The organism is Chromohalobacter canadensis (genome assembly GCF_034479555.1).
In the GTDB taxonomy this organism is placed as follows: domain Bacteria; phylum Pseudomonadota; class Gammaproteobacteria; order Pseudomonadales; family Halomonadaceae; genus Chromohalobacter; species Chromohalobacter canadensis.
Map to the genome: position 1 here is coordinate 2196755 of NZ_CP140151.1, position 20879 is coordinate 2217633.

At 62.7% G+C, this 20879-nt stretch carries 18 protein-coding genes; 9 read left to right on the forward strand and 9 right to left on the reverse strand.

Features of this window, described 5'->3' with window-relative positions; translation table 11 throughout:
* Position 1: 1 nt before the first annotated feature.
* The 7 genes from ubiE to SR908_RS10535 form a co-directional block, all read right to left on the reverse strand.
* Positions 2-748: a bifunctional demethylmenaquinone methyltransferase/2-methoxy-6-polyprenyl-1,4-benzoquinol methylase UbiE gene (gene ubiE / locus SR908_RS10505; RefSeq protein ID WP_246922457.1), complete on the reverse strand. Its 747-nt coding sequence runs from the start codon at positions 746-748 to the stop codon at positions 2-4.
* A gap of 98 nt (positions 749-846) precedes the next feature.
* On the reverse strand, positions 847-1230 hold the full coding sequence (locus SR908_RS10510; RefSeq protein ID WP_040239594.1) for a gamma-butyrobetaine hydroxylase-like domain-containing protein: 384 nt from the start codon (positions 1228-1230) through the stop codon (positions 847-849).
* Positions 1231-1387: 157 nt separating this feature from the next.
* Positions 1388-2713 carry an ATP-dependent protease ATPase subunit HslU gene (gene hslU, locus SR908_RS10515; protein ID WP_246922454.1) on the reverse strand — a complete coding sequence of 442 codons (1326 nt, stop codon included), beginning with the start codon at positions 2711-2713 and terminating at the stop codon, positions 1388-1390.
* 38 nt (positions 2714-2751) lie between these two features.
* Entirely contained in the window at positions 2752-3270 is a 519-nt protein-coding gene (gene hslV, locus SR908_RS10520; protein WP_040239597.1) for an ATP-dependent protease subunit HslV, read from the reverse strand.
* Positions 3271-3427: 157 nt separating this feature from the next.
* A complete protein-coding gene (locus SR908_RS10525) occupies positions 3428-4126 on the reverse strand; it encodes an SPOR domain-containing protein (protein ID WP_246922451.1) in 699 nt (232 codons plus the stop codon).
* 2 nt (positions 4127-4128) lie between these two features.
* Entirely contained in the window at positions 4129-5814 is a 1686-nt protein-coding gene (argS, locus tag SR908_RS10530; RefSeq protein ID WP_246922448.1) for an arginine--tRNA ligase, read from the reverse strand.
* 166 nt (positions 5815-5980) lie between these two features.
* On the reverse strand, positions 5981-8230 hold the full coding sequence (locus SR908_RS10535) for a primosomal protein N' (protein ID WP_246922445.1): 2250 nt from the start codon (positions 8228-8230) through the stop codon (positions 5981-5983).
* Between the two features lie 188 nt (positions 8231-8418).
* Here SR908_RS10535 and rpmE point away from each other — a divergent pair, with 188 nt between their 5' ends.
* Positions 8419-8634: a 50S ribosomal protein L31 gene (gene rpmE / locus SR908_RS10540; protein ID WP_040239602.1), complete on the forward strand. Its 216-nt coding sequence runs from the start codon at positions 8419-8421 to the stop codon at positions 8632-8634.
* Positions 8635-8913: 279 nt separating this feature from the next.
* Complete coding sequence (locus SR908_RS10545) at positions 8914-10191, forward strand: malic enzyme-like NAD(P)-binding protein (protein WP_246893958.1); 1278 nt, start codon at positions 8914-8916, stop codon at positions 10189-10191.
* Positions 10192-10271: 80 nt separating this feature from the next.
* Here SR908_RS10545 and SR908_RS10550 read toward each other — a convergent pair whose 3' ends face one another.
* The gene (locus SR908_RS10550) at positions 10272-11024 is read right to left on the reverse strand and encodes a DUF481 domain-containing protein (protein ID WP_040239605.1); all 753 of its coding nucleotides are present in this window, start codon (positions 11022-11024) and stop codon (positions 10272-10274) included.
* A gap of 92 nt (positions 11025-11116) precedes the next feature.
* On the reverse strand, positions 11117-13636 hold the full coding sequence (locus SR908_RS10555; RefSeq protein ID WP_246922442.1) for a penicillin-binding protein 1A: 2520 nt from the start codon (positions 13634-13636) through the stop codon (positions 11117-11119).
* A gap of 279 nt (positions 13637-13915) precedes the next feature.
* On the opposite strand from SR908_RS10555, the gene pilM reads away from it, so the two are divergent.
* The 7 genes from pilM to aroB are packed head-to-tail and all read left to right on the forward strand — an operon-like array spanning position 13916 to position 20429.
* Positions 13916-14986: a type IV pilus assembly protein PilM gene (gene pilM / locus SR908_RS10560; protein WP_097023488.1), complete on the forward strand. Its 1071-nt coding sequence runs from the start codon at positions 13916-13918 to the stop codon at positions 14984-14986.
* Positions 14983-15549, forward strand: a complete 567-nt coding sequence (locus tag SR908_RS10565) for a PilN domain-containing protein (protein ID WP_097023489.1) — start codon at positions 14983-14985, stop codon at positions 15547-15549. Before pilM ends, SR908_RS10565 begins: the two co-directional genes overlap by 4 nt.
* Positions 15546-16184, forward strand: coding sequence for a type IV pilus inner membrane component PilO (locus SR908_RS10570; protein WP_246922439.1), 639 nt, complete (start codon positions 15546-15548; stop codon positions 16182-16184). Before SR908_RS10565 ends, SR908_RS10570 begins: the two co-directional genes overlap by 4 nt.
* Positions 16177-16734, forward strand: a complete 558-nt coding sequence (locus tag SR908_RS10575; RefSeq protein ID WP_097023491.1) for a pilus assembly protein PilP — start codon at positions 16177-16179, stop codon at positions 16732-16734. Before SR908_RS10570 ends, SR908_RS10575 begins: the two co-directional genes overlap by 8 nt.
* Positions 16735-16762: 28 nt before the next feature.
* A complete protein-coding gene (gene pilQ, locus SR908_RS10580) occupies positions 16763-18772 on the forward strand; it encodes a type IV pilus secretin PilQ (RefSeq protein ID WP_246922435.1) in 2010 nt (669 codons plus the stop codon).
* Positions 18772-19314, forward strand: coding sequence for a shikimate kinase AroK (gene aroK, locus SR908_RS10585; protein ID WP_040239614.1), 543 nt, complete (start codon positions 18772-18774; stop codon positions 19312-19314). Before pilQ ends, aroK begins: the two co-directional genes overlap by 1 nt.
* Positions 19315-19316: 2 nt before the next feature.
* Positions 19317-20429 (forward strand): 3-dehydroquinate synthase, encoded by a 1113-nt coding sequence (aroB, locus tag SR908_RS10590; protein WP_246922432.1) that lies wholly within the window; start codon positions 19317-19319, stop codon positions 20427-20429.
* Positions 20430-20879: the final 450 nt, after the last annotated feature.

The following is a 20879-nucleotide window of genomic DNA, read 5'->3' on the forward strand; positions in this document are numbered from 1 at the left end:
CTCATAGTTTGATGCCACGATGCAGGGCGACGACGCCCCCGGTCATGTTGGTGTACTCGACACGTTCGAGCCCGGCGTCTTCCATCATCGCCTTGAGGGTTTCCTGGTCGGGATGCATGCGAATCGATTCGGCCAGGTAGCGATAACTCTCGCCGTCCTGGGCGACCCATTCGCCCATACGCGGCAAGACGCGGAAGGAATATTCGTCGTAGAGGCGCGACAGTGCGGCACTCGCCGGCTTGGAAAACTCCAGCACCAGCAGACGGCCGCCGGGCTTGAGTACGCGCGCCATGGAGCGCAGCGCGGCCTCCTTGTCGGTGACGTTGCGCAGGCCGAAGGCGATGGTGATGCAGTCGAAGCTGTTATCGGCGAAGGGCAACGCTTCGGCATTGGCCTGCACGTATTCGACATTGTCGCCGACACCATTGTCGAGCAGCTTGTCGCGGCCCACACGCAGCATCGAGGCGTTGATGTCGGCGAGGACCACGCGACCGCGGGGACCAACCAGGCGCGAGAACTTGAGGGCCAGGTCGCCGGTGCCGCCCGCGATGTCGAGCACGTGATGACCGGGGCGCACACCGGCGCGCTCTAGCGTCAGGCGTTTCCAGAGGCGATGCACGCCAAACGACATAAGATCGTTCATGACGTCATAGCGGGCGGCGACCGAATGGAAGACTTGCGCCACCCGGTCGGCTTTCTCCTCGACCGGAACTTCCTGATAACCGAAGTGGGTCGTGCGCTTGTCCATGACCTTTCCTTGGGCAGGCGTGGGGTGCCCGCGCGGTGCGTGGAAGTGGGGCTGCATTGTAACGTCGCCCCCGGCGTTTGTCGCCACGCTGGAGTGTCTTATAACTCCTTGATGGTGATGGTGGAAGGCTCGCGCGAGGCACCGGCCTCCTCGAGGCGGCGCAGGTAATCGGCCCACCATTGCTCTTGATGGCGGGCCATTTCATAGAGGTAGTCCCAGCTGTACAGGCCGCTGTCGTGGCCGTCATCGAAGTGCAGCTTGAGGGCATAACGCCCGGCCTGGGTGATGTTCTTGAGGCCGACATCCTTCTTGCCGACCTGTAGAACAGCGGTATCCGGGCCGTGGCCGCGAACCTCGGCGGAGGGCGAGAACACACGTAACAGCTCTGCCGGCAAGCGGTAGGACGTGCCATCGGCATAGCCGAGCTCGAGCTCGCGGGCCTTCTGATGGTAATGGATGCGCGTGGGAACGTGAGCGGACATGAGCACCTCCGGTGAGCTTGAAGCTGGAAGAGCGCCGCTTCGCGGCTGGATGCATGAGCAAAACGCTTAACTCAAGCGTGGAGAGCTACATGATGATTGTCGAGCTTCGAGCTTCGAGCTTCGAGCGGCTCGTGGCCCGAAGCTCGAAGCACACGTCTTAGAGAATGTAGCGGGACAGATCTTCGTCGGTGGCCAGTTCGCCGAGTTGCTCGTCGACATAGGCGGCATCGATGATCAGCGGGCTAGCCATGTCGCCTCCCTGGAAGGATGGCTCCTCGAGTAGGCGTTCCATTACCGTGTGCAGGCGCCGGGCGCCGATGTTCTCGGTGCCTTCGTTGACCTGCCAGGCGATCTCGGCGATGCGTGTGATGCCTTCATCGGTGAAGTTCACTTCCAGGCCATCGGTCGCCAGCAGTGCCTGGTATTGCCGGGTCAGGGCTGCGGACGGCTCGGTGAGGATGCGCTTGAAGTCATCTGGCGTCAGCGCTTGCAGCTCGACGCGGATCGGCAGGCGCCCCTGCAATTCGGGGATCAGGTCCGATGGCTTGGAGAGGTGGAACGCCCCCGAAGCGATGAACAGGATATGGTCGGTGTTGACCATGCCGTGCTTGGTGGACACTGTCGACCCCTCGATCAGCGGCAGCAGGTCGCGCTGCACGCCTTCGCGGGAGACGTCGCCGCCGCTGCCTGAGTCACCGCGCTTGGCGACCTTGTCGATCTCGTCGAGGAAGACGATGCCGTTCTGCTCTACTGCCTCGATGGCGCGGTTCTTGATCTGCTCCTCGTTGACGAGCTTGGCGGCTTCTTCGTCGTGGAGCAGGCGCCGGGCTTCCTCGACGGTCACGCGGCGCGACTCAGACTTCTGCTTGCCCATGTTGGAGAACATGCTTTGCAGCTGGCTGGTCATTTCTTCCATGCCCGGCGGCGCGGAGATATCGAAGTTACCACCCTGAGGCGTGACCTCGATGTCGATTTCCTTGTCGTCGAGCTGGCCTTCGCGCAGCTTCTTGCGGAAGGTCTGGCGCGTCGAGGAGTCGTCGCGGGCATGGTCGTACTCGCTGCCGCGCGGCCGGGGCAGAAGCGCGTCGAGAATGCGCTCCTCGGTAGCGTCCTCGGCCTTATGAGTGACTTCTTCCTTGGCCTGCTCACGGACCATCTTCATGGCCATTTCGACCAGGTCGCGGACGATCGACTCGACGTCGCGACCGACATAGCCCACTTCGGTGAACTTGGTCGCCTCGATCTTGATGAACGGCGCCCCGGCCAGCTTGGCCAGGCGACGGGCGATCTCGGTCTTGCCGACCCCCGTGGGGCCAATCATCAGGATGTTCTTGGGCACCACCTCGCCGCGCAGACTGTCGTCGAGCTGCATGCGGCGCCAGCGGTTGCGCAGAGCGATGGCCACCGAGCGCTTGGCTTCCTGCTGGCCGATGATGTACTGATCCAGTGCGTGGACGATCTCGCGGGGAGTCATCTGTGTCATGACGGAGCCCTATGCTGCCCGGGAGCGGTGAGCGTGGCTCACAGTTCCTCGAGGGTGATGTTTTGATTGGTGAAAACGCAGATATCGCCAGCGATTTCGAGCGACTTCTCGGTGATGGCGCGCGCGTCGAGCTCGGTGTTCTCGAGTAGTGCGCGTGCGGAGGCTTGCGCGTAGTGGCCGCCGGAGCCGATGGCGATGATGCCGCGTTCGGGTTCGACGACATCGCCGTTACCGGTGAGGATCAGCGAGGCGTTCTTGTCGGCCACGGCAAGCATCGCTTCCAGGCGCCGCAGGGCGCGGTCGGTGCGCCATTCCTTGGAAAGCTCGACGGCGGCCTTGACCAAGTGTCCTTGGTACTTGTCCAACTGGGCCTCGAAGCGCTCGAACAGGGTGAAGGCGTCGGCCGTGCCGCCGGCGAAACCAGCCAGCACCTTGCCATGGTGAATGCGGCGTACCTTGCTGGCGTTGCCTTTCATCACCGTGTTGCCGAGCGACACCTGGCCGTCGCCAGCGAGGGCGACATGTTCGCCGCGACGTACGGATACGATCGTGGTCATGGATGGGAACTCCTTGTGGGGTGTCGGGCACCCGATGACTTGATTGCCGAGGCGCCCGTGGCCCCCAGGCGATAAAACAAAACGGTGGCGACGAATGCCATGATGCTCACGGTAATGCGGGCGGCCGGCGGGGAAATCAAGCCGCCCGGGCGCCCCTTCAGTTCTGGAGCTTGATCAGCAGTGGCTCGATGCCTTGCGTCACCATCAGGTCCTGGGCACGCGATAGCTCGCGAGTGTCCTCGTAGGGGCCGACCTGCACGCGGTGCCAGGTCTCGTCGTTGGAGGTCTGCACTTCGGTGATGTTGGCGAGCAGGCCGAAGTCCTGCAGCCGGCTGGCGAGACGCTCGGCATCGGCCACCTTGCGAAACGAGGCTGCCTGCAGCATGTACTTGAGTCCATCGGCGGAAGGATCGGCCACCACTTCGTCGGCACGCTCGTCGCTCGTGTCCGCCGAACTCTCACCGCCGCTACTGGGCGCCGCCGAGGTGTTATCCACCTTGGGCGCGATGACTTCCGATTCCGGTAACAAGGTATAGAACTCGAAGGTCGGCATGCGCGACTCGGAGGCATCTTCGTTGGAGGTGCCGCTCGGTGAGCCGCCATCGCCTGTGCTGCCTGCCGAATCGCTGCCGGACGAGGCGCTGTTGGAGGGCTTGGGCATTACCGTGGCGACCGGCGACGGGGCCGACTGCTGAAGGTACTGGGCGAGCACGAAGCCGGCGATCAAGCCGGCCACGCCCCATAGCCACCCCGGAAGGCCTGCGCGCGATGACTTGGTCTGGCGCTTGCGGCTGGTGGCGCCGCGTGACGCGGCGCGGGAGTTGCCTTTTCCTTGCTGGGCAGGGCGACGAGCCATGCTTACATCTCCTCGGGTGCGCTGACGCCCATCAGGTCGAGGCCGTTGCGCAGCACCTGGCGCGTGGCCAAGCCCAGTGCCAGCCGGGCATTGCGCAATTCATCGTCGTCGACCATGACTTTGACCGCGTTGTAGCAGGTGTGGAAATCGGAGGCCAGGTCCATCAGGTACTGGGCGACCTGCTGTGGCTCGCGGGTCTGGGCAGCCCGTTCGACGACCTCCGGGTAGCGTGCCAGGCGATTCATCAGATCCTTTTCCTGCTCGGTGTCGAGCCGACTCAGGTGCTGCATACCCAGCGCATGATCGAACGCCTTGGCGTCGGATTCGGCGCGGCGCATCATGCTGCACACGCGTGCATGGGCATACTGGATGTAGTAGACCGGGTTGTCGTTGGACTGCGAGCGGGCGAGGTCGATATCGAACGTCAACTGCGAATCGGCACGCCGTGCGGCGAGGAAGAAACGGGTGGCGTCGCGGCCCACTTCATCGATGAGATCGCGCAGGGTCACGTAGCTGCCAGCACGCTTGGAGAGCTTGACCTCGACCCCGGAACGCGTGACCAGCACCATCTGATGCAGCACGTAGTCCGGCCAGCCTTGCGGGATGCCGGTTTCCAGCGCCTGTAGGCCGGCCCGCACCCGGGTGACCGTGGAGTGGTGATCGGCGCCTTGTTCGTTGATCACGGTGGTGAAGCCGCGCTGCCACTTGTCGTGGTGGTAGGCGACGTCCGGCAGAAAATAGGTGTAATCGCCGTCTTTCTTGCGCATCACCCGGTCCTTGTCGTCACCGAAATCGGTGGTGCGCAGCCAGGTGGCGCCGTCTTCTTCATACGTATGGCCGCCGCCGACGAGTGCTTTCACCGTGGCGTCCACCTTGCCGTCGTTGTACAGCGAGGACTCCAGGAAGTAGACATCGAACGCGACACCGAACGCCTTGAGGTCGAGATCCTGCTCGCGACGCAGGTAGGCGACGGCGAAGTCCTGGATGGCCTCGAGATCCTCGGCATCGCTTTTGCCGGTGACTTCTCGGTCATCGGCGGTAATCGTCTCGCCGGCCAGATACGCCTTGGCGACATCGCCAATGTAGGCGCCGCGATAGCCGTTCTCGGGCCACTCGGCGGCCTCCGGCGTGAGGCCTTTCACGCGGGCTTGCACCGAGAGTGCGAGATTGTGGATCTGGACGCCAGCATCGTTGTAGTAGAACTCGCGGGTGACATCGAAGCCGGTGGCTTCCAGCAGCCGGCACAGGCAGTCGCCGATGGCGGCGCCACGCCCATGGCCGACGTGTAGCGGCCCGGTGGGGTTGGCGGAGACGAACTCCACCTGCACTTTCTGGCCCTGGCCGCTCAGGCTGCGCCCGTAGGTGTCGCCGGCATCCAGAATGCTGGGCACGACCTGGGCGACGGCGTCGGTGGCGGCGAAGAAGTTGATGAAGCCGGGGCCGGCGATGTCGACCTGGCGGATGGCGGCGCTTTCCGGCAGCGCCGCGACCAGTGCCTCGGCCAGCTCGCGTGGCTTGCGTCCGGCCGGCTTGGCCAGGGTCAGCGCGAGGTTGCTCGCGTAGTCGCCATGGGCCTTGTCTTTGGTCGGTTCGACCTTGATGGCAAGCGGGGTGTCTTGGGGAAGAATGCCTTGCTGCTTGAGCTGCGTACCGGCCGCGTCGAGCAGTTCGATGATGGTGTCTTTCATGAAATTCCGATGTCCTGTGTCTGGCGCGCGACAGGCCGGCGAGCGCCAGGCTGCGCTAAGAGCGTTAGGTCGCCTATTATCGGCGATTGGCCGACGCCTTTAAACCCAGCGACGCGATGTGTCTTTCGTTGCCGCTCGTGGCGGCTGATGTGAGCGGTGGCTCCCGTCAACTCAGGGTTTGTGGATCGACATCCAGCGAGGCGCGTACGCGCCGACTATCGGGGTGATTGTCCAGCCACTGCACGAGCCAGGCGCACGCACGGTGCAGGGCGCTGCGGCGCGTGTCAGAGAGCATCAGCTGCATGTGATAGCGATTCTGGCGCCGCTCCATGGGCGCCGGCACCGGCCCCAGGCAGGTGACCGAGGTGTCCTGCGTACTGAGCCATTCGCGCAATGCCTCGGCGGCGGCGGTGGCGAATTCGGCGACGTGTCCCTCGCGTGCGGCTTCGAAACGAGCCAGCGCCAGATGACGATAGGGCGGCAGGCCGGCCAGGCGCCGTTCTTCCAGCAGTTGGCCGGCGAGCGCTTCATAGCCGCTGTCGGCGAGTAGGCGCAGGTTGGGGTCCTCGGGGTGCAGGGTCTGGACCAGCACGCGTCCAGGATGCTCGGCACGGCCAGCGCGACCGGCGACCTGCACCAGCAGTTGGGCACTGTGCTCAAGGGCGCGGAAGTCGCTGGCGTAGAGGCCGGCGTCGGCGTTGACGACGACCACCAGCGTGACATGTGGCAAGTGATGGCCCTTGGCGAGCATCTGGGTGCCGACCAGCAGGCTGGGTTCGCCGCGTCGAATCTCGCGCAGGATATCCTCGAAGGCTTGCTTGCGCCGGGTGCTGTCGCGGTCGATGCGATGCACGGGCGTCTCGGGGAATAGTGCGGCGAGTGTTTCCTCGGTGCGTTCGGTGCCGCTGCCCAGTGGGCGCAGGTCGCCACTGTCGCATTCCGGGCAGGCATCGGGCAGCGGACGGTGAAAATCGCAATGATGGCAGACCAGCTCCTGGGGCTGGCGATGCAGCGTCATGCGGGCATCGCAATGCGGGCACTCGGCCAACCAGCCGCACGCGTGGCATGCCAGGGTGGGAGCGAAACCGCGCCGGTTGATGAACACCAACACCTGGTTGCCCGCGTTCAGGGTCTGGCGGATTGCCTCGATGGCGGGGGCGATCAAGCCGCCTTGGCGGTGGCGCCCGCGTAGGTCGGTCAGCTCCAGGCGTGCCGGGGCGTGTCGGTTGGCGCGTTGCGTCAGACGCAGATGCCGGTAGCGGCCGCTACGTGCCTGAGCGAGTGTCTCCAGCGCCGGTGTGGCGCTGCCCAGTACGATGGGGATGTTCTCGCGATGGGCGCGCGCGATGGCCAGGTCGCGGGCGTGGTAACGCAGGCTTTCCTGTTGCTTGAAAGAGCCGTCGTGTTCCTCGTCGATGACGATTACCCCGGCAGCGGCCAGAGGAGTGAAAACCGCCGACCGGGTACCGATGACGATCGGTGCCCGGCCGGTGCGTGCGGCATCCCAGGCGTCCAGGCGTTCGAGATCGGTGAGCCCCGAATGCAGGGCGACCACGGGGACCCGAAAGCGTTGCCGGAAGCGGGTCAGCGTTTGCGGCGTCAAGCCGATCTCCGGTACCAGTACCAATGCCTGGCGGCCACGCGCGAGCACTGCCTCGATGAGTTGTAGATAGACTTCGGTCTTGCCGCTGCCGGTAACGCCATGCAGCAGGCACGGGTGGTAACGCTCAAGGCCCTCGTGAATCTCGGCGAGGACGCCCGCCTGTTCGCGGGTCAGCGGCAGCGAGGGTTCGGCGAGCCGTGAGCCTGACGCTTCTTCGGTTGCTGTCAGGCGTTCTTCGTGGCATTCGACGAGGTGCTTGGCCAGCAGGCCCTCCAGTTGGGCGCGGGTGAAGCCTTGTGCGGTGATCGCGCGCGTCATCAATCCACGTGGGTGCTGGCGCAGCATCGCCAGCAGTTCGGCCTGGCGAGGTGCGCGCTCGAGCGGGCTGGTATCGCCGTCGCGCGCTATCCAGCGCTCCTGATGGCGCGCCTGCAACGGTCGCCCTTGGCGCAAGGCGACGGGCAGTGCCTGGGCGATGGTGTCGCCCAGCGGGTGTTGGTAGTAGCGTGCAGTGAAGCGGCACAACCACCACCAGTCGTCGGGCAAGGGGGCGTCGTCGAGACACGCCAGTACGGACTTGAGCTGCGCGTCCGGTACGTCGCTGCGTTCGGGGCACTCGACCACCACACCGATGAGCTGGCGACGTCCGAACGGCACCTTGACGCGAAGTCCTGGGCGCCAGCCACAAGCGGGAACCTCTCGGCAGGGGCGATAGTCGAAGAGGCGTCGCAAGGGCGTGGGCAGGGCGACCCTGAGTAGGCGCGGCGTATGGTCGGTGCTCGACAAGAGTCCTCCGAAAGGGCGGTGGCACATGGCGTTGCAGGCGCCACGCGTCTTTTCAGCGATATCACGGCACTGCTATAATGCGCGGCCCTTCGGTTGTGGGCCAAGGCGAGTATCGTCGGGGTCGCATGCCGAATCAATCGGTTGCATCTTTATCAACCCGTGTGCGGTGCCTGGCATCGACCAGGTGGCGGCGCACCATAGCGTGAGGCAGCAAAATGAAACAAGCGATCCATCCCGAATACAAGAAGGTCTCCGCCACGTGTTCCTGTGGCGCGACTTTCGAGCTGGGCTCCACATCCAAAGACGATTTCTACCTGGATGTCTGCTCGCAGTGCCACCCGTTCTATACCGGTAAGCAGAAGCAGGCGACTACCGGTGGACGCGTCGAGCGCTTCAACAAGCGTTTCGGTGCGGCGCTCAAGCGCGACTGAGCCAAGCAAGAACCGCTACGCCGGCGATGCGCCGGCGTTCGAGAAAACCCGCCAAAATTAATGGCGGGTTTTTTTATTTGTGAAAGTCGAAAATGACGCTCCGATAAGGTTTGTTTTATGCCTGATTTGTCAGGCATAAGTTGCAACAAATGGCTGTTAATTGCTTCAAAAGGTCGCTTAAAAGTCTTTAATGTCGCGAACTTGGCGTAAGTTGTTTGGCGGAATTTTTTTCTATATTCTGGCGATCATGCCTCCATGCAGACGATTGGAAAAAAGCTCATGAGTGACGAAAAAAGACAAGCAGCGCTGGATTATCACGCCAAGCCGATTCCCGGCAAGTTATCCGTTGAGCTGACCAAGCCCACCGAGACATCGAAACATCTGGCCCTGGCGTATAGCCCCGGGGTGGCCGAGCCATGTCGCGAGATCGCCAAGGACGTGGAAAACGCCTATCTGTATACCGGCAAGGGCAATCTGGTGGCCGTGGTATCCGACGGCAGTGCGATTCTCGGCCTGGGGAATCTGGGTCCCCTGGCCAGCAAGCCGGTCATGGAAGGCAAGGGCGTGCTGTTCAAGCGCTTCGCGGGCATCAACTCCGTGGACATCGAAGTCGATGCCGAGAGTCCGCAGGCCTTCATCGATACCGTGGCACGCATCGCTGATACCTGGGGCGGCATCAATCTCGAGGATATCAAGGCGCCGGAGTGCTTCGAGATCGAGCAAGCGTTGATCGAGCAGTGCAATATTCCGGTCTTCCACGATGACCAGCACGGCACGGCCATCGTCACGGCCGCAGGGCTTCTCAATGCCTTGGATATCGCTGGCAAGCGCCTCGAAGACGCCAAGATCGTCTGTCTGGGTGCGGGCGCGGCGGCCATCGCCTGCATGAAGCTTTTGGTCTCGTGTGGAGCCCGCGCCGAGAATATCTTCATGCTCGATCGCAAGGGCGTGGTACACAGCGAGCGTGACGATCTCAACCAGTACAAGGCGATGTTCGCCACCGAAACGTCGCGCCGTACTCTGGACGACGCCATCGAGGGGGCCGACGTCTTCGTGGGGCTGTCCGGTCCCAATCTGCTCAAGCCCGAGCAACTCGAGCGCATGGCGGCGAGCCCGGTGGTTTTTGCGTGCTCCAACCCCGACCCCGAGATTCATCCGGACGTGGCCAACGAGACCCGCGATGACGTGATCATGGCCACTGGGCGGTCCGATTACCCCAACCAGGTCAATAACGTACTGGGCTTTCCCTTCATCTTCCGAGGGGCGCTGGATGTTCGCGCCACGCGTATCAATGAAGAAATGAAAGTGGCCGCCGTGCATGCCTTGAAGGATCTGGCGCGTGAGCCGGTGACCCGCGAAGTGCTGGATGGCTATGGCATCGAGTCGCTGGAGTTCGGACGCGGTTATATCATTCCCACACCGTTGGACTCGCGACTTCTGGATCGAGTCGCTTCGGCGGTGGCGCAGGCGGCGGTGGATACCGGCGTGGCGCGCAAGCCTTATCCGGCACACTACCCGCTGACCAGCATCAAGGACGTTTACGGGCCGCTTCTATAGTCATGTGCCGAGCAGGCACGATGTCGAAGGGCCGCTCCGGGAGCGGCCCTTTTTGATTGTGGGGCAGGGGCGTGTCGCCATCACCAGCTGTAGAGCAGTGACATCGAGGTGGTGCGGTCGGTGTTGGCTTCGGCGCCGTCGGGCGGACTCGTGTTGTTCTTGACCTCAAAGGACATCTTGAGCGCCAGGTGCGAATTGAGCTGGGAGGTCAGCGACGAAATCGAGCGCGTCGTGGTGTTGGGCGCGGCCGCTTCGACGGAAACTGCCTGCTCGAAGTAGGCGCCTTCCGAGATGTTCCAGCGATAGTCGAGTGCAGCATAGGCCAAGCCGAGGTCGTCTTCCTTGCCGTCCTGGTAGGCATCGTGACGATAGCCGGGGCCAAATTCCGTCGACAGCGTATGCGTCGGACCATCGAGCCACTGGCGGCCATAGCCGCCGATGGTAGTGAGCTGGTAGTCGTAACCGCTGAAACGGTCCTTTTCCCAGCGCCCGAAACCGAACAGATAGTGGGGGCCTTCCAGCTCATAACGCTCGCGACCGCCCAGCAGGTACTGTTCGGTACTGGTTTCATCGTTTTCCTGAACGCTGCGCGTCTCGCCGCGCAGCGTGCGTGTATGGCGCCCCGTCAGCCAGGTGAGACGTCCCTTGGCGAGCAGCGTTCGACTGTTGCTGTTCCCGGAGAGATGCGTATAGCCGAGTTCGGCCTCGCCGCTCATCTTGGGGGCATCGTCCTGCGGTGCAGGCGGTGCGTAGAACAAGTCGGCGTGCACCGGGAGTGCGCCACCGAGCAGCATGACGAGCAATAACCATCGCGAGTCTCGCGACACGAGCATGGTGGACTCCCTTTCAAAAACGGTTCTCGGTCAGTGGTGTGGGAGCTGGCGCGCTCATGGGGTGGCCGTCGGGGCCACCCATGGGTAGTCGACTAGAAAATGGCATCGTAAGTGCCGGTCCCTTGGGAGCCGCTGCTATCCTCGAGTTCGGGCTGGATCGAGCGCGGTTTGTAGTCGGGTAAATTATCCTTGCGGAAGATTTCCTGCATGCCGCCCGATTGATCGTTATGCAGGCGCAGCCCGGTCTCGGGGTCGATGCGAACCTTGACGATATCGTCGGGGCGCGAGGGCATGCTTTCGGGTTGGCCTCGAAGCGCCTCTCCCATGAACGACTTCCAGATCGGCAAGGCGGCTTGCGAGCCGTATTCACCGGTCGTGGAATTGTCGTCCTTGCCGACCCAGACGGTGGCCACCAAATCATCGTTGAAGCCCGAGAACCAGGCGTCGCGTTGATCGTTGGTGGTGCCGGTCTTGCCGACGATGTCAGGGCGGTTGAGATCCAGTGCGCCGCGTCCCGTGCCCTTCTCTATGACATCACGCATCATGTCGCGGATGATGTACATCTCCTCGGGGCTGGCTACCCGCTCGGCGATACGGCGGGTCTTGCCGTCGAGTGCTACGGTCTTCTGGTCGGGATCGCACTCCCGGCACGCCACCACGGGGTTGGCTTCCTCGATCAGTTCGTTCTGGCTGCCATGGGTGACCGACTGGATATACCACGGCGCGACCTTGAAGCCGCCATTGGCCAAGACGGCATAGGCATTGGCCATTTCCAGCGGTGTCAGCGACGCGCTGCCCAGGGCGAGCGATAGGCCATGCGGTAGCCGGCCCTTGGCGAAGCCGAAGTTCGTCAGGAATTCCAGCGTGTTATCCAGGCCTAGCGACTGCAGCACGCGAATCGTGACCAGGTTGCGTGACTGGTAGAGGCCGACGCGCAACCGCGTGGGGCCGCGGAACTCACCCTCGGCGTTTTCGGGGCGCCAGTCGCCGCCGACATCGGACATGACCACGGGGGCATCGTTGATGATCGTGGCGGCGTTCATTCCGTTGTGCAGCGCGGCGAGATAGATGAAGGGTTTGAAGATCGAGCCCGCTTGGCGTTGCGCCTGGATGGCACGGTTGAACTTGCTCGACGAGAAGCTGAAACCACCCTGAAGGCCACGAATGGCACCGGTCTGCGGGTCCATGATGACGATCGCGGCCTGGGCGCCCGGCACTTGGGAGAGGCGCCAGTCGCCTTCTTCGGTGCGCATGACGCGAATCAGGTCACCACGCTGGGCGATGGCCTCGGCGTTGGCCGGCGTCTCACCGCGCCATTCGGCACTGTGGTACGTACGCGCCCAGTCAAGCCCGTCCCAACCGAGCGTTACTACGCCATCGTCACGCGTCAAGACGCGCATCTGGCGGCCATCGGTGTCCACCACGATGCCCGGCTCGAGGGGGCCGTGCCGGGGGGTGCGGTCCAGCACTTTGACCCAGTTGCTGACATCCCCGTCAATTCCTTCGACCGACTCCTCGCTGCTTTTAGCGGCCTGGCGTGCGGTCTCCATGACCTCGGGGGATTCAGACAGCTCTTCCTCGAGCCCTTGGGAATCCGTGTGTTCCTGAGCTTCCACCAGGCTGGAAGGAATCTCGGTCTCCTCGGCCCCGCGCCAGCCATGGCGAGTGTCGTAATCGATCAGCCCGTTGACCAACGCGTTGCGTGCGGAGGCCTGCAGGCGGCTGTCGATGGTCGTCTTGATCTGGTAATTGTCGGTATAGGCGTCGTCGCCGAAGCGTTCCACGGCATATTGGCGCGCCATTTCGGCGATATACGGCGCGTTGACTTCGTACTGTGAACGCGGCCGATGCGCGGTGATCGGGGCCTTGACGGCGGCCTGGTACTGAATCGGGTCGATGAAACCGAGCTCGCGCATGCGCAGCAATACCCAGTTGCGGCGAATCAACGAGCGCTCGGGGTTGTTCAGGGGGTTGAGCGCCGAGGGGGCCTTGGGCAGACCGGCGAGCATGGCCAGTTGCGGTAAGTCGAGCTCCGCAAGCGGTTTGTCGTAGTAGCCTTCGGCGGCCGCCCCGATGCCGTAGGCGGCATTCCCGAGATAGATCTTGTTGACGTAGAGCTCGAGGATTTCCTGCTTGTCGAGTACCTGCTCCATTTGCAGCGACAGCAGGATCTCGCGAATCTTGCGGGTGAACGTGCGGTCCAGCGTCAAAAGATAGTTGCGCGCTACCTGCATGGTGATGGTGCTGCCCCCCGACTGGATGTTGCCGCTGGTGGCAAGCTCCATCGCCGCGCGTGCGAGCCCCTTGGGATCGATGCCGGGATGCTCGAAGAAGCTGGCATCCTCGGCGGCCAGCAGGGCGTCGACGTAGGATTGGGGAATGTCGTCGTAGCTCACCGGCATGCGGCGTTGCTCACCGAACTCGCCGATTAGCTTGTCGTCACGCGTGTAAACGCGTAGCGGTGTCTGCAGTTCGAAGTCCTGCAGTTGGCGTACGTCGGGCAAGCCCGGTGCGAAATAGATACCGGCGCCGATGATGGCCAGTACGCAGCCCAGCCCCAAAGACACAATTAGCCATAGGATGGACGTTAACAAGCGTTTGAAAAACTTCATGAAAAGGCGTTTCCGTCGTCTCGGGTGGCGGTCTGGCCGCAATGAATGGTGCAATCCGTTGCCATCGGCATTATAAGAACGCAGCCGCATAGGGGCTAGCGTTGATGCAAATCGACTGTCACGGCAGTATGCATAATGTAACCTTACGCAATGTGGCGTGCCTCATACGATAGTGTGGCATGCTGATAATAAAGCGGCTTGCCCCGGCACAAGGGCAGCGGGTTGGTTCGACGAGTGACTATGCCGAGCGCCACGCCACGCCGAAGAATACGCAGGGGTATGACAGTGTGGCGGTTTAAAAAGTCCCAGCAAGGCCTGGTCGGGGTGGATATTACCTCGGCCACCGTCAAATTGATTGAGCTCGATCATACGGGGGCGGGTCAACGTATCGCCAGCTACGCCGTGCGCCCATTGCGTGAAGGCGCGGTAGTGGAGCGGCGCATCCGCGATCTCGACGAGGTGGCCGCGACGTTGGTGCGCGCGGTCGAGCATGCGCGTCCGCATTCACGGCGTGCGGTGGCGGCGGTCCCTGCCAGCGCCACGATCACCAAGACGCTGACCTACCCGGTGACGCTCAGCGACGATGAGATCGAGGCCCGCATTCAGCTCGAGTCCGAGCGCCATATCCCGTTTCCGCTCAATGAGGTGGCCTTCGATTTCCAGCGCCTGGGGCTCAACGCTCGCTATCCCGACCAGCAGGATATCTTGCTGGTGGCGTGTCGCCTGCAGGACGTCGATCATCTCGCCGATGTTCTTCGTCGTGCAGGTCTCGAGCCCGCCGCGGTCGACGTGGAATCTTTCGCCATGGAACGTGCAGCCAGCGAGCTTTTACGTGACGAGGCGCCGTCCGAGCAATCGGGAGAGTGTGCCGCGCTGGTCGATATCGGCGCCAACATGAACGCCTTCCATGTGCTCATCGATGGGCGCATCGCCTATACCCGCGACAATGTGCTGGGCGGTCGCCACTTGACCGAGGAAATCCGCAAGCGCTATGGCCTGAGCCTCGAAGAGGCGGGGTTGGCCAAGAAGCGCGGCGGCTTGCCCGAGGATTACGAGCATGAGGTGGTGATGCCATTCATCGACATGCTGATCCAGCAAATCGGCCGCTCGCTTCAGCTTTATCATACCTCGGGAAAGCCCCGTGAGATTCAGCGCCTGATACTGGCGGGTGGCTCGAGTGTCATCCCGGGGCTGCGTGAACGACTCGCCGCGCAAAGCGGGCTGGATGTGGTGATGGCCAATCCGTTCGCGCGCATGCGGGTGGCGTCGCGCGTCGACGTCCAGGCGCTTGCCAGCGATGCGCCGGCGATGCTCACCGCGTGCGGTCTGGCGATGAGGGGGCGGCGATGAGTATCGAAATCAACCTGTTGCCGTGGCGTGAAGCGCATCGGCAGCGGCGCACGCGGCGCTTTTATATGGCGCTGGTGGGCGTGGTCGTGCTGGCGCTGCTGTGTGCCTTGGGGGTGTCGCGTTGGTATCAAGCGGGGATCGATGCCGAACGTGGTCGTCTGGCCCTGATCGAGCGCCGTATGGAGGCGCTTGAAAAGGACATCGACACGGTCAAGGACTATCGCGAATTGCGGGGGCGAATGCTCGAACAGATCGGCCTGATTCGTGAGCTGCAATTCAGCCGGCCACAGACGGTGCGTATCTTCGATCAGTTGGTGGCCACGCTGGTCGATGGCGTGCATTACGATCGCTTGGTGCGGGAAGGTGATCGACTCGAGCTCAGTGGCCTGGCGCGCTCCAATCGGCATGTGTCCGAGTTGTTGCGGCAGCTCGATGCTTCGCCTGTGTTCGGCACGCCGGCGCTTTCCGATGTGCAGTCGGACGACGGTGATGCGACGCTGAAGCGTTTCAATCTCAGTGTCGAGGCGCGTGCGCCTCGCCGTGATGCCGAGGAGGCGCCATGAGTCTGCGCTCACAGTGGCGGCAGTTGCGCGAGGTCGAGTGGCGCGACCTGGATCTCAAGGAAGCCGGTACCTGGCCGGCGTTGCTGCAGGCGCTGTGTTTGGTGGCGCTGTTTCTGGCCGTCTTCTGGGTGGCCCAGTGGTACGTCGCCGCACCGCGTCAGGAAACCCTGGACAGCCTGCAAGGGCGCGAGGGCGAACTGCTCCAGGAGTACGAAACGCGCGCTTACCAGGCGGCTAATCTCGAGCAGATGCGCATGCAGATGGCGGAGCTCGACACACGCATGCAGGCATTGCTGAAAATGCTGCCCGCCGACACAGAGGTTCCGGCGCTGCTGGATGACATCAGTGATGCGGCGCAGGACCATCAACTCGCCATCGAATCGATCCGGCTGCGCTCGCCAGTGCCGCAAGACTTCTACATCGAGCAGCCCTTCGATATCCAGGTACGAGGCGATTATCACGACATTGCCGCCTTTCTGGCCAGCGTGGCGGCGCTGCCGCGTATCGTGACCCTGCATGACTTCTCGCTGTCGCCGGTGGGCGATGGCGATACATTGCGTTTGTCGATACTGGCACGTACCTACAGCTATCGCGAAGGCGCCGACCCCAAGGCCGAGGGGCGTGACGATGACTGAATGGCTGACGATTTCTCGGCGGTGGTGTGTCCTGCTTGCGGGGCTGGCCGGGATGGTGCTGCTGGGCGGTTGTCGCGATGCCGAGATGACCGCTCTGGACGCACACCTGGAGGCCCTGCGCCAGCAGCCGGAGGGCAACATCGAGTCGCTTCCCCCTGCGCCGGTGTATCGCACGGCGCATTATTCACAGGCCCAGCAGCGTAGCCCGTTCCGTGCCGAACGCCGAGCGCAGGACGGCGCCGCGACATCGTCGCAGGATGACGGCCCCGACCGTCAGCGTCCGCGTGAGCCCCTGGAGCGCTTTCCGCTGGAACAGCTCGAACTGGTGGGAACCTTGACGGTGGGCGGGCAGCCGTCGGCCTTGATCCGCGCGCCTGATGGCAACGTCTACCGTCTTTTCGAAGGCCATTATCTGGGGACCGATTTCGGACGTGTCACGGCGATTCAGGACGCGGGCGTCGAGCTGGTCGAGCGGGTGCGTGATGGCGGCGCCTGGCGTCAGCGGCGGCGTACTCTGGAATTCAATGATTCATCGCAAGCCGCCGAATGATGGCGGTACGTACAGGCAGGAGAACCACATGATGCGAACGCTGCGCGAATGGCTGATGAGTGGGCTCTGCCTCGTGGGGCTGGTCGTCTGTGCCCAGGGACAGGCGGCGACGTTGACATCGCTCGAGTTCGCCCAGCGCGGGGATGGTGGAATCGATGCGCTGCTGGCGTTCGATGGCCCCGCTCCTGAGCCGCAGAGCTACCGAAGCGATTCGCCGGCGCAGATCGTCGTCGATCTGCCGGAAACGACAAATCAGCTCGAGCAGCGCCGCTTCGGTATCGATCGTGACGGGTTGCGCGAGGTCAGCGTGGCCGAGACGGGTGAGCGGACGCGTCTGGTATTCGGTCTCGACGAGCCCCTGCCCTATTCGACCCAGCGTCAGGGGCAGCGCCTTCGCGTGCGTCTGGGAGGGGATGCCACTGAGCGCTCCACCGCGTTGACGCGCATTCGCGATCTTGACTTCCGGCGTGGCGATAACGGTGGTGGACGCTTGGTGGTCACGCTCGACCACGGTGGCGTGACGCCTGACACGGACACCGAAGGTAATACCTTGACGGTAACGTTGCCCGGTGTCCGGCTGCCCGAAGAGCTGAACAGTATTCTCGATGTCAGCGATTTCGATACGCCAGTGTCGCGTATCGTGCCACAGGGTGGCGATGAAGACGTGACATTGAGCTTCGATAATCGCGAGGCTTTTCAGCACCTGGTTACGCAGCGCGGCGATCAGCTGATCGTGGAGGTCCAGCCGCGCGATGATGATGCGCGCGCGTCAGAAGGTGACACGCAGGAGTATGACGGTGAGCCGGTCAGCCTCAACTTCCAGAACATACAAGTGCGCGAAGTGCTGTCGGTGCTTTCCGACTTTAGTGGGGTCAATATCGTCGCCAGCGATAGCGTCCAGGGTAGCGTGACGCTCAATCTCACGCAGGTGCCCTGGGATCAGGCGCTCGATCTGATTCTCAAGAGCCATGGCCTCGCCAGCCGTCGCGAGGGAGATGTGATCGTGGTCGCGCCCGCCGATGAGCTAGCGCAGATGGAGCGCCAGACGCTGGAGAATCGCGCCCAGTCCCAACAGTTGGCCCCGCTGAAGACTGAATACGTGCAGGTGCGTTACGCCAAGGCCACCGATCTCGCCACGATGCTGCGTGGCAGCGAAGGTTTCGGTCTGCTCTCCGAGCGTGGCCGCGTGACGGTCGATGAGCGGACCAATACCTTGCTGGTGCGTGATACGCCCGAGCAACTGGCGGGTATCCGTGGCATGCTCGACAAACTCGATGTACCGGTGCGCCAGGTGCAGATCGAAGCACGTATCGTCATCGCCCGTGACACCGCCTCGCAGGAGTTGGGCGTCAATTGGGGCGTCTCGCAAAGCCAGGGTGTTACCTTCGATGAAGATGGCGTGGGGAGCGTGGTCGATCGCAACCCCAGCGGTGCCAATCGCGGCTCCGCGGGTTTATCCGTCGATCTGGGCGATAGCGAGGGCAGCGGCTCGGCCTTCAGCTTCGGCTATCTTTCCGGCGACGTGCTGCTCGACCTGGAGTTGAATGCTCTGGAAAGCGAAGGCAAGAGTCAGACCATTTCCCAGCCCAAGATCATTACCGCGAACCAGAAGAAGGCGGTGATCAAGCAAGGTCAGGAAATTCCTTACCAAGAGTCGACCTCGTCCGGGGCGACCAACGTGGAGTTCAAGGAGGCCGTGCTGTCGCTGGCAGTGACGCCGCAGATCACCCCCGATGACAGCATCGTGATGGACTTGCTGATCAACAACGATACCGTTGCCGATAGCAGCTATGATGGTGCGCCGGCGATCGATACCAATTCCATCGAAACCCAGGTGCTGGTCAACGATGGCGAAACGGTGGTACTGGGCGGCATACTGACGTCCGAGCAATTGCGCAATCTTTCCAAGACGCCGTTGCTCGGCGATTTGCCGTTCATCGGTTCGTTGTTCCGCTATACCCAGGAATCCAACGAAAAGGTAGAATTGTTAATCTTCATTACCCCCAAGATCATCGGAGACGAACAGGCGAATCGCTGATGCAGGGTCTGCCCACGATCATTCTCGTCGGCCCTATGGGCGCGGGGAAAAGCACCATCGGACGCCTGTTGGCAGCCGAGTTGAAGCGCGAGTTTTTCGATAGCGATCACGAAATCGAAGCACGCTGCGGTGCCAATATTGCCTGGATTTTCGATGTCGAGGGCGAGCGTGGCTTTCGTGATCGTGAAACCCTCATGCTGCGGGAATTGGCCGGCCGCGAGGCTATCGTCCTCGCCACTGGCGGCGGCGCGGTGATGCGCGAGGATAACCGCCAGGCGCTGCGCGAGCGTGGCACGGTGGTGTATTTGGCGACCTCGGTCGAACAACAGATTCGGCGCACGGCCCGCGATCGTAACCGCCCATTGTTACGTCAAGGCAACCCCGAGCAGGTACTGCGCGATCTATTCGCCAAGCGTGACCCGCTTTATCGCGCCACCGCCGACCTGACGGTACGCACCGACCGGCGCGGCCCCAAGGCGGTGGTCAACGAGATCATTCGCCGCACCAAGCGTTTGTCCGACCCACTCGATCTAAAGGCTTGATCATGACCGCCTCGTCTGCATTGCCGTATCAACGTCTGCATGTCGAACTTGACGCCCGACGCTATCCCATCCATGTCGGACCGGGGTTGCTCGACGCTCCGGAGATGCTGGTGCCGTACCTGGCCGGGCGTCAGGTGATGATCGTCACCAACGAGGCGGTGGCGCCGCTGTATCTCGAGCGCCTCAAGCGCACGCTGAGCGGTGACGAGCGTGACGTGCGCGAGGTGATCCTGCCCGATGGCGAACATACCAAGACATTGGCCAGTGTCGAGCGCATCTGGGATGCACTGCTGGCGGCGGGCTTCAATCGTCGCTGCACCCTAGTGGCGCTTGGCGGGGGCGTGATCGGCGACATGGCAGGTTACGCAGCGGCGTGCTATCAGCGCGGTGTGGCCTTCATGCAGGTGCCGACTACCTTGCTGTCGCAGGTGGATTCCTCGGTGGGTGGCAAGACCGGTGTCAATCATCCGCGTGGCAAGAACATGATCGGCGCTTTCTGGCAGCCGCGTGCAGTATTGATCGACACCGATACGCTGGCCACTCTGCCGGGTCGAGAGCTCTCTGCGGGACTCGCCGAGGTCATCAAATATGGCCTGATACAGGATGTCGACTTCCTCGCCTGGCTGGAGGCGCGCATGCCGGCGCTGCGCGGGCTCGATGTCGAGGCGCTCACCGAAGCCATTCTGAGAAGCTGTGCGATCAAGGCCGAGATCGTCGCTCGCGACGAGACCGAGCAAGGGCAGCGGGCGCTGCTCAACCTGGGGCATACCTTCGGGCACGCTATCGAAGCGCACCAGGGCTATGGCAACTGGCTTCACGGTGAGGCCGTGGGCGCGGGGATGCTGATGGCCGCCACGCTGTCGCAGCGTCTGGGCTGGCTTGCCGCCGAGGACATGGTGCGTGTCGAGACATTGGTGGCCGCTGCCGGCCTGCCGGTGATGGTGCCTGCTGCGATGAGTGCCGATGATTTTCTCGCCGCCATGCGCTTGGACAAGAAGAATATCGACGGGCGCCTGCGCCTGGTGTTGTTGTCCGATCTGGGTGAAGCGTGCGTCTACGATGATACCCCGCCGGATATGCTCAAGGCGCTTCTTGCCGAGTTCCCCCGCGCCTGACGCGCTCTTTCATCCGCCGACTGACCCGCGACGCCTGCCTTCTCGGCAGGCGTTTTGCGTCGGGCCTAGGCTGTGTTTGTGCAGCGGCGGTTTTCACGCGACAATATGCCTGTATCGGCATGCCTCATGCAGAATCGGCATGAGGCGAGGCTGGTATTTAGACTAAAGTCGCGTGCTTCGAGGTTCATGCGCTCGAGCTTTCTAACGCGTTGACATGTCAGGGGTTTTATCGAGATTTTGCGGCTAACCCCGCGATTTTGCGTAGCTTTGAGGCAGTGCGGCAGGTAGTGGAATTGCTTGAGAGGGGGCCAGGGGCTATGCTGGTTGACCTTTTTCACGCCCGATGCGTCATCGCATGACGTGCTTTTCGACCTTCCAAAAATAAAAGATAACCGGGAAGCATAACACGATTATTTCTGGACACAAGTTTCAAAATTTTGTGAGGCACGC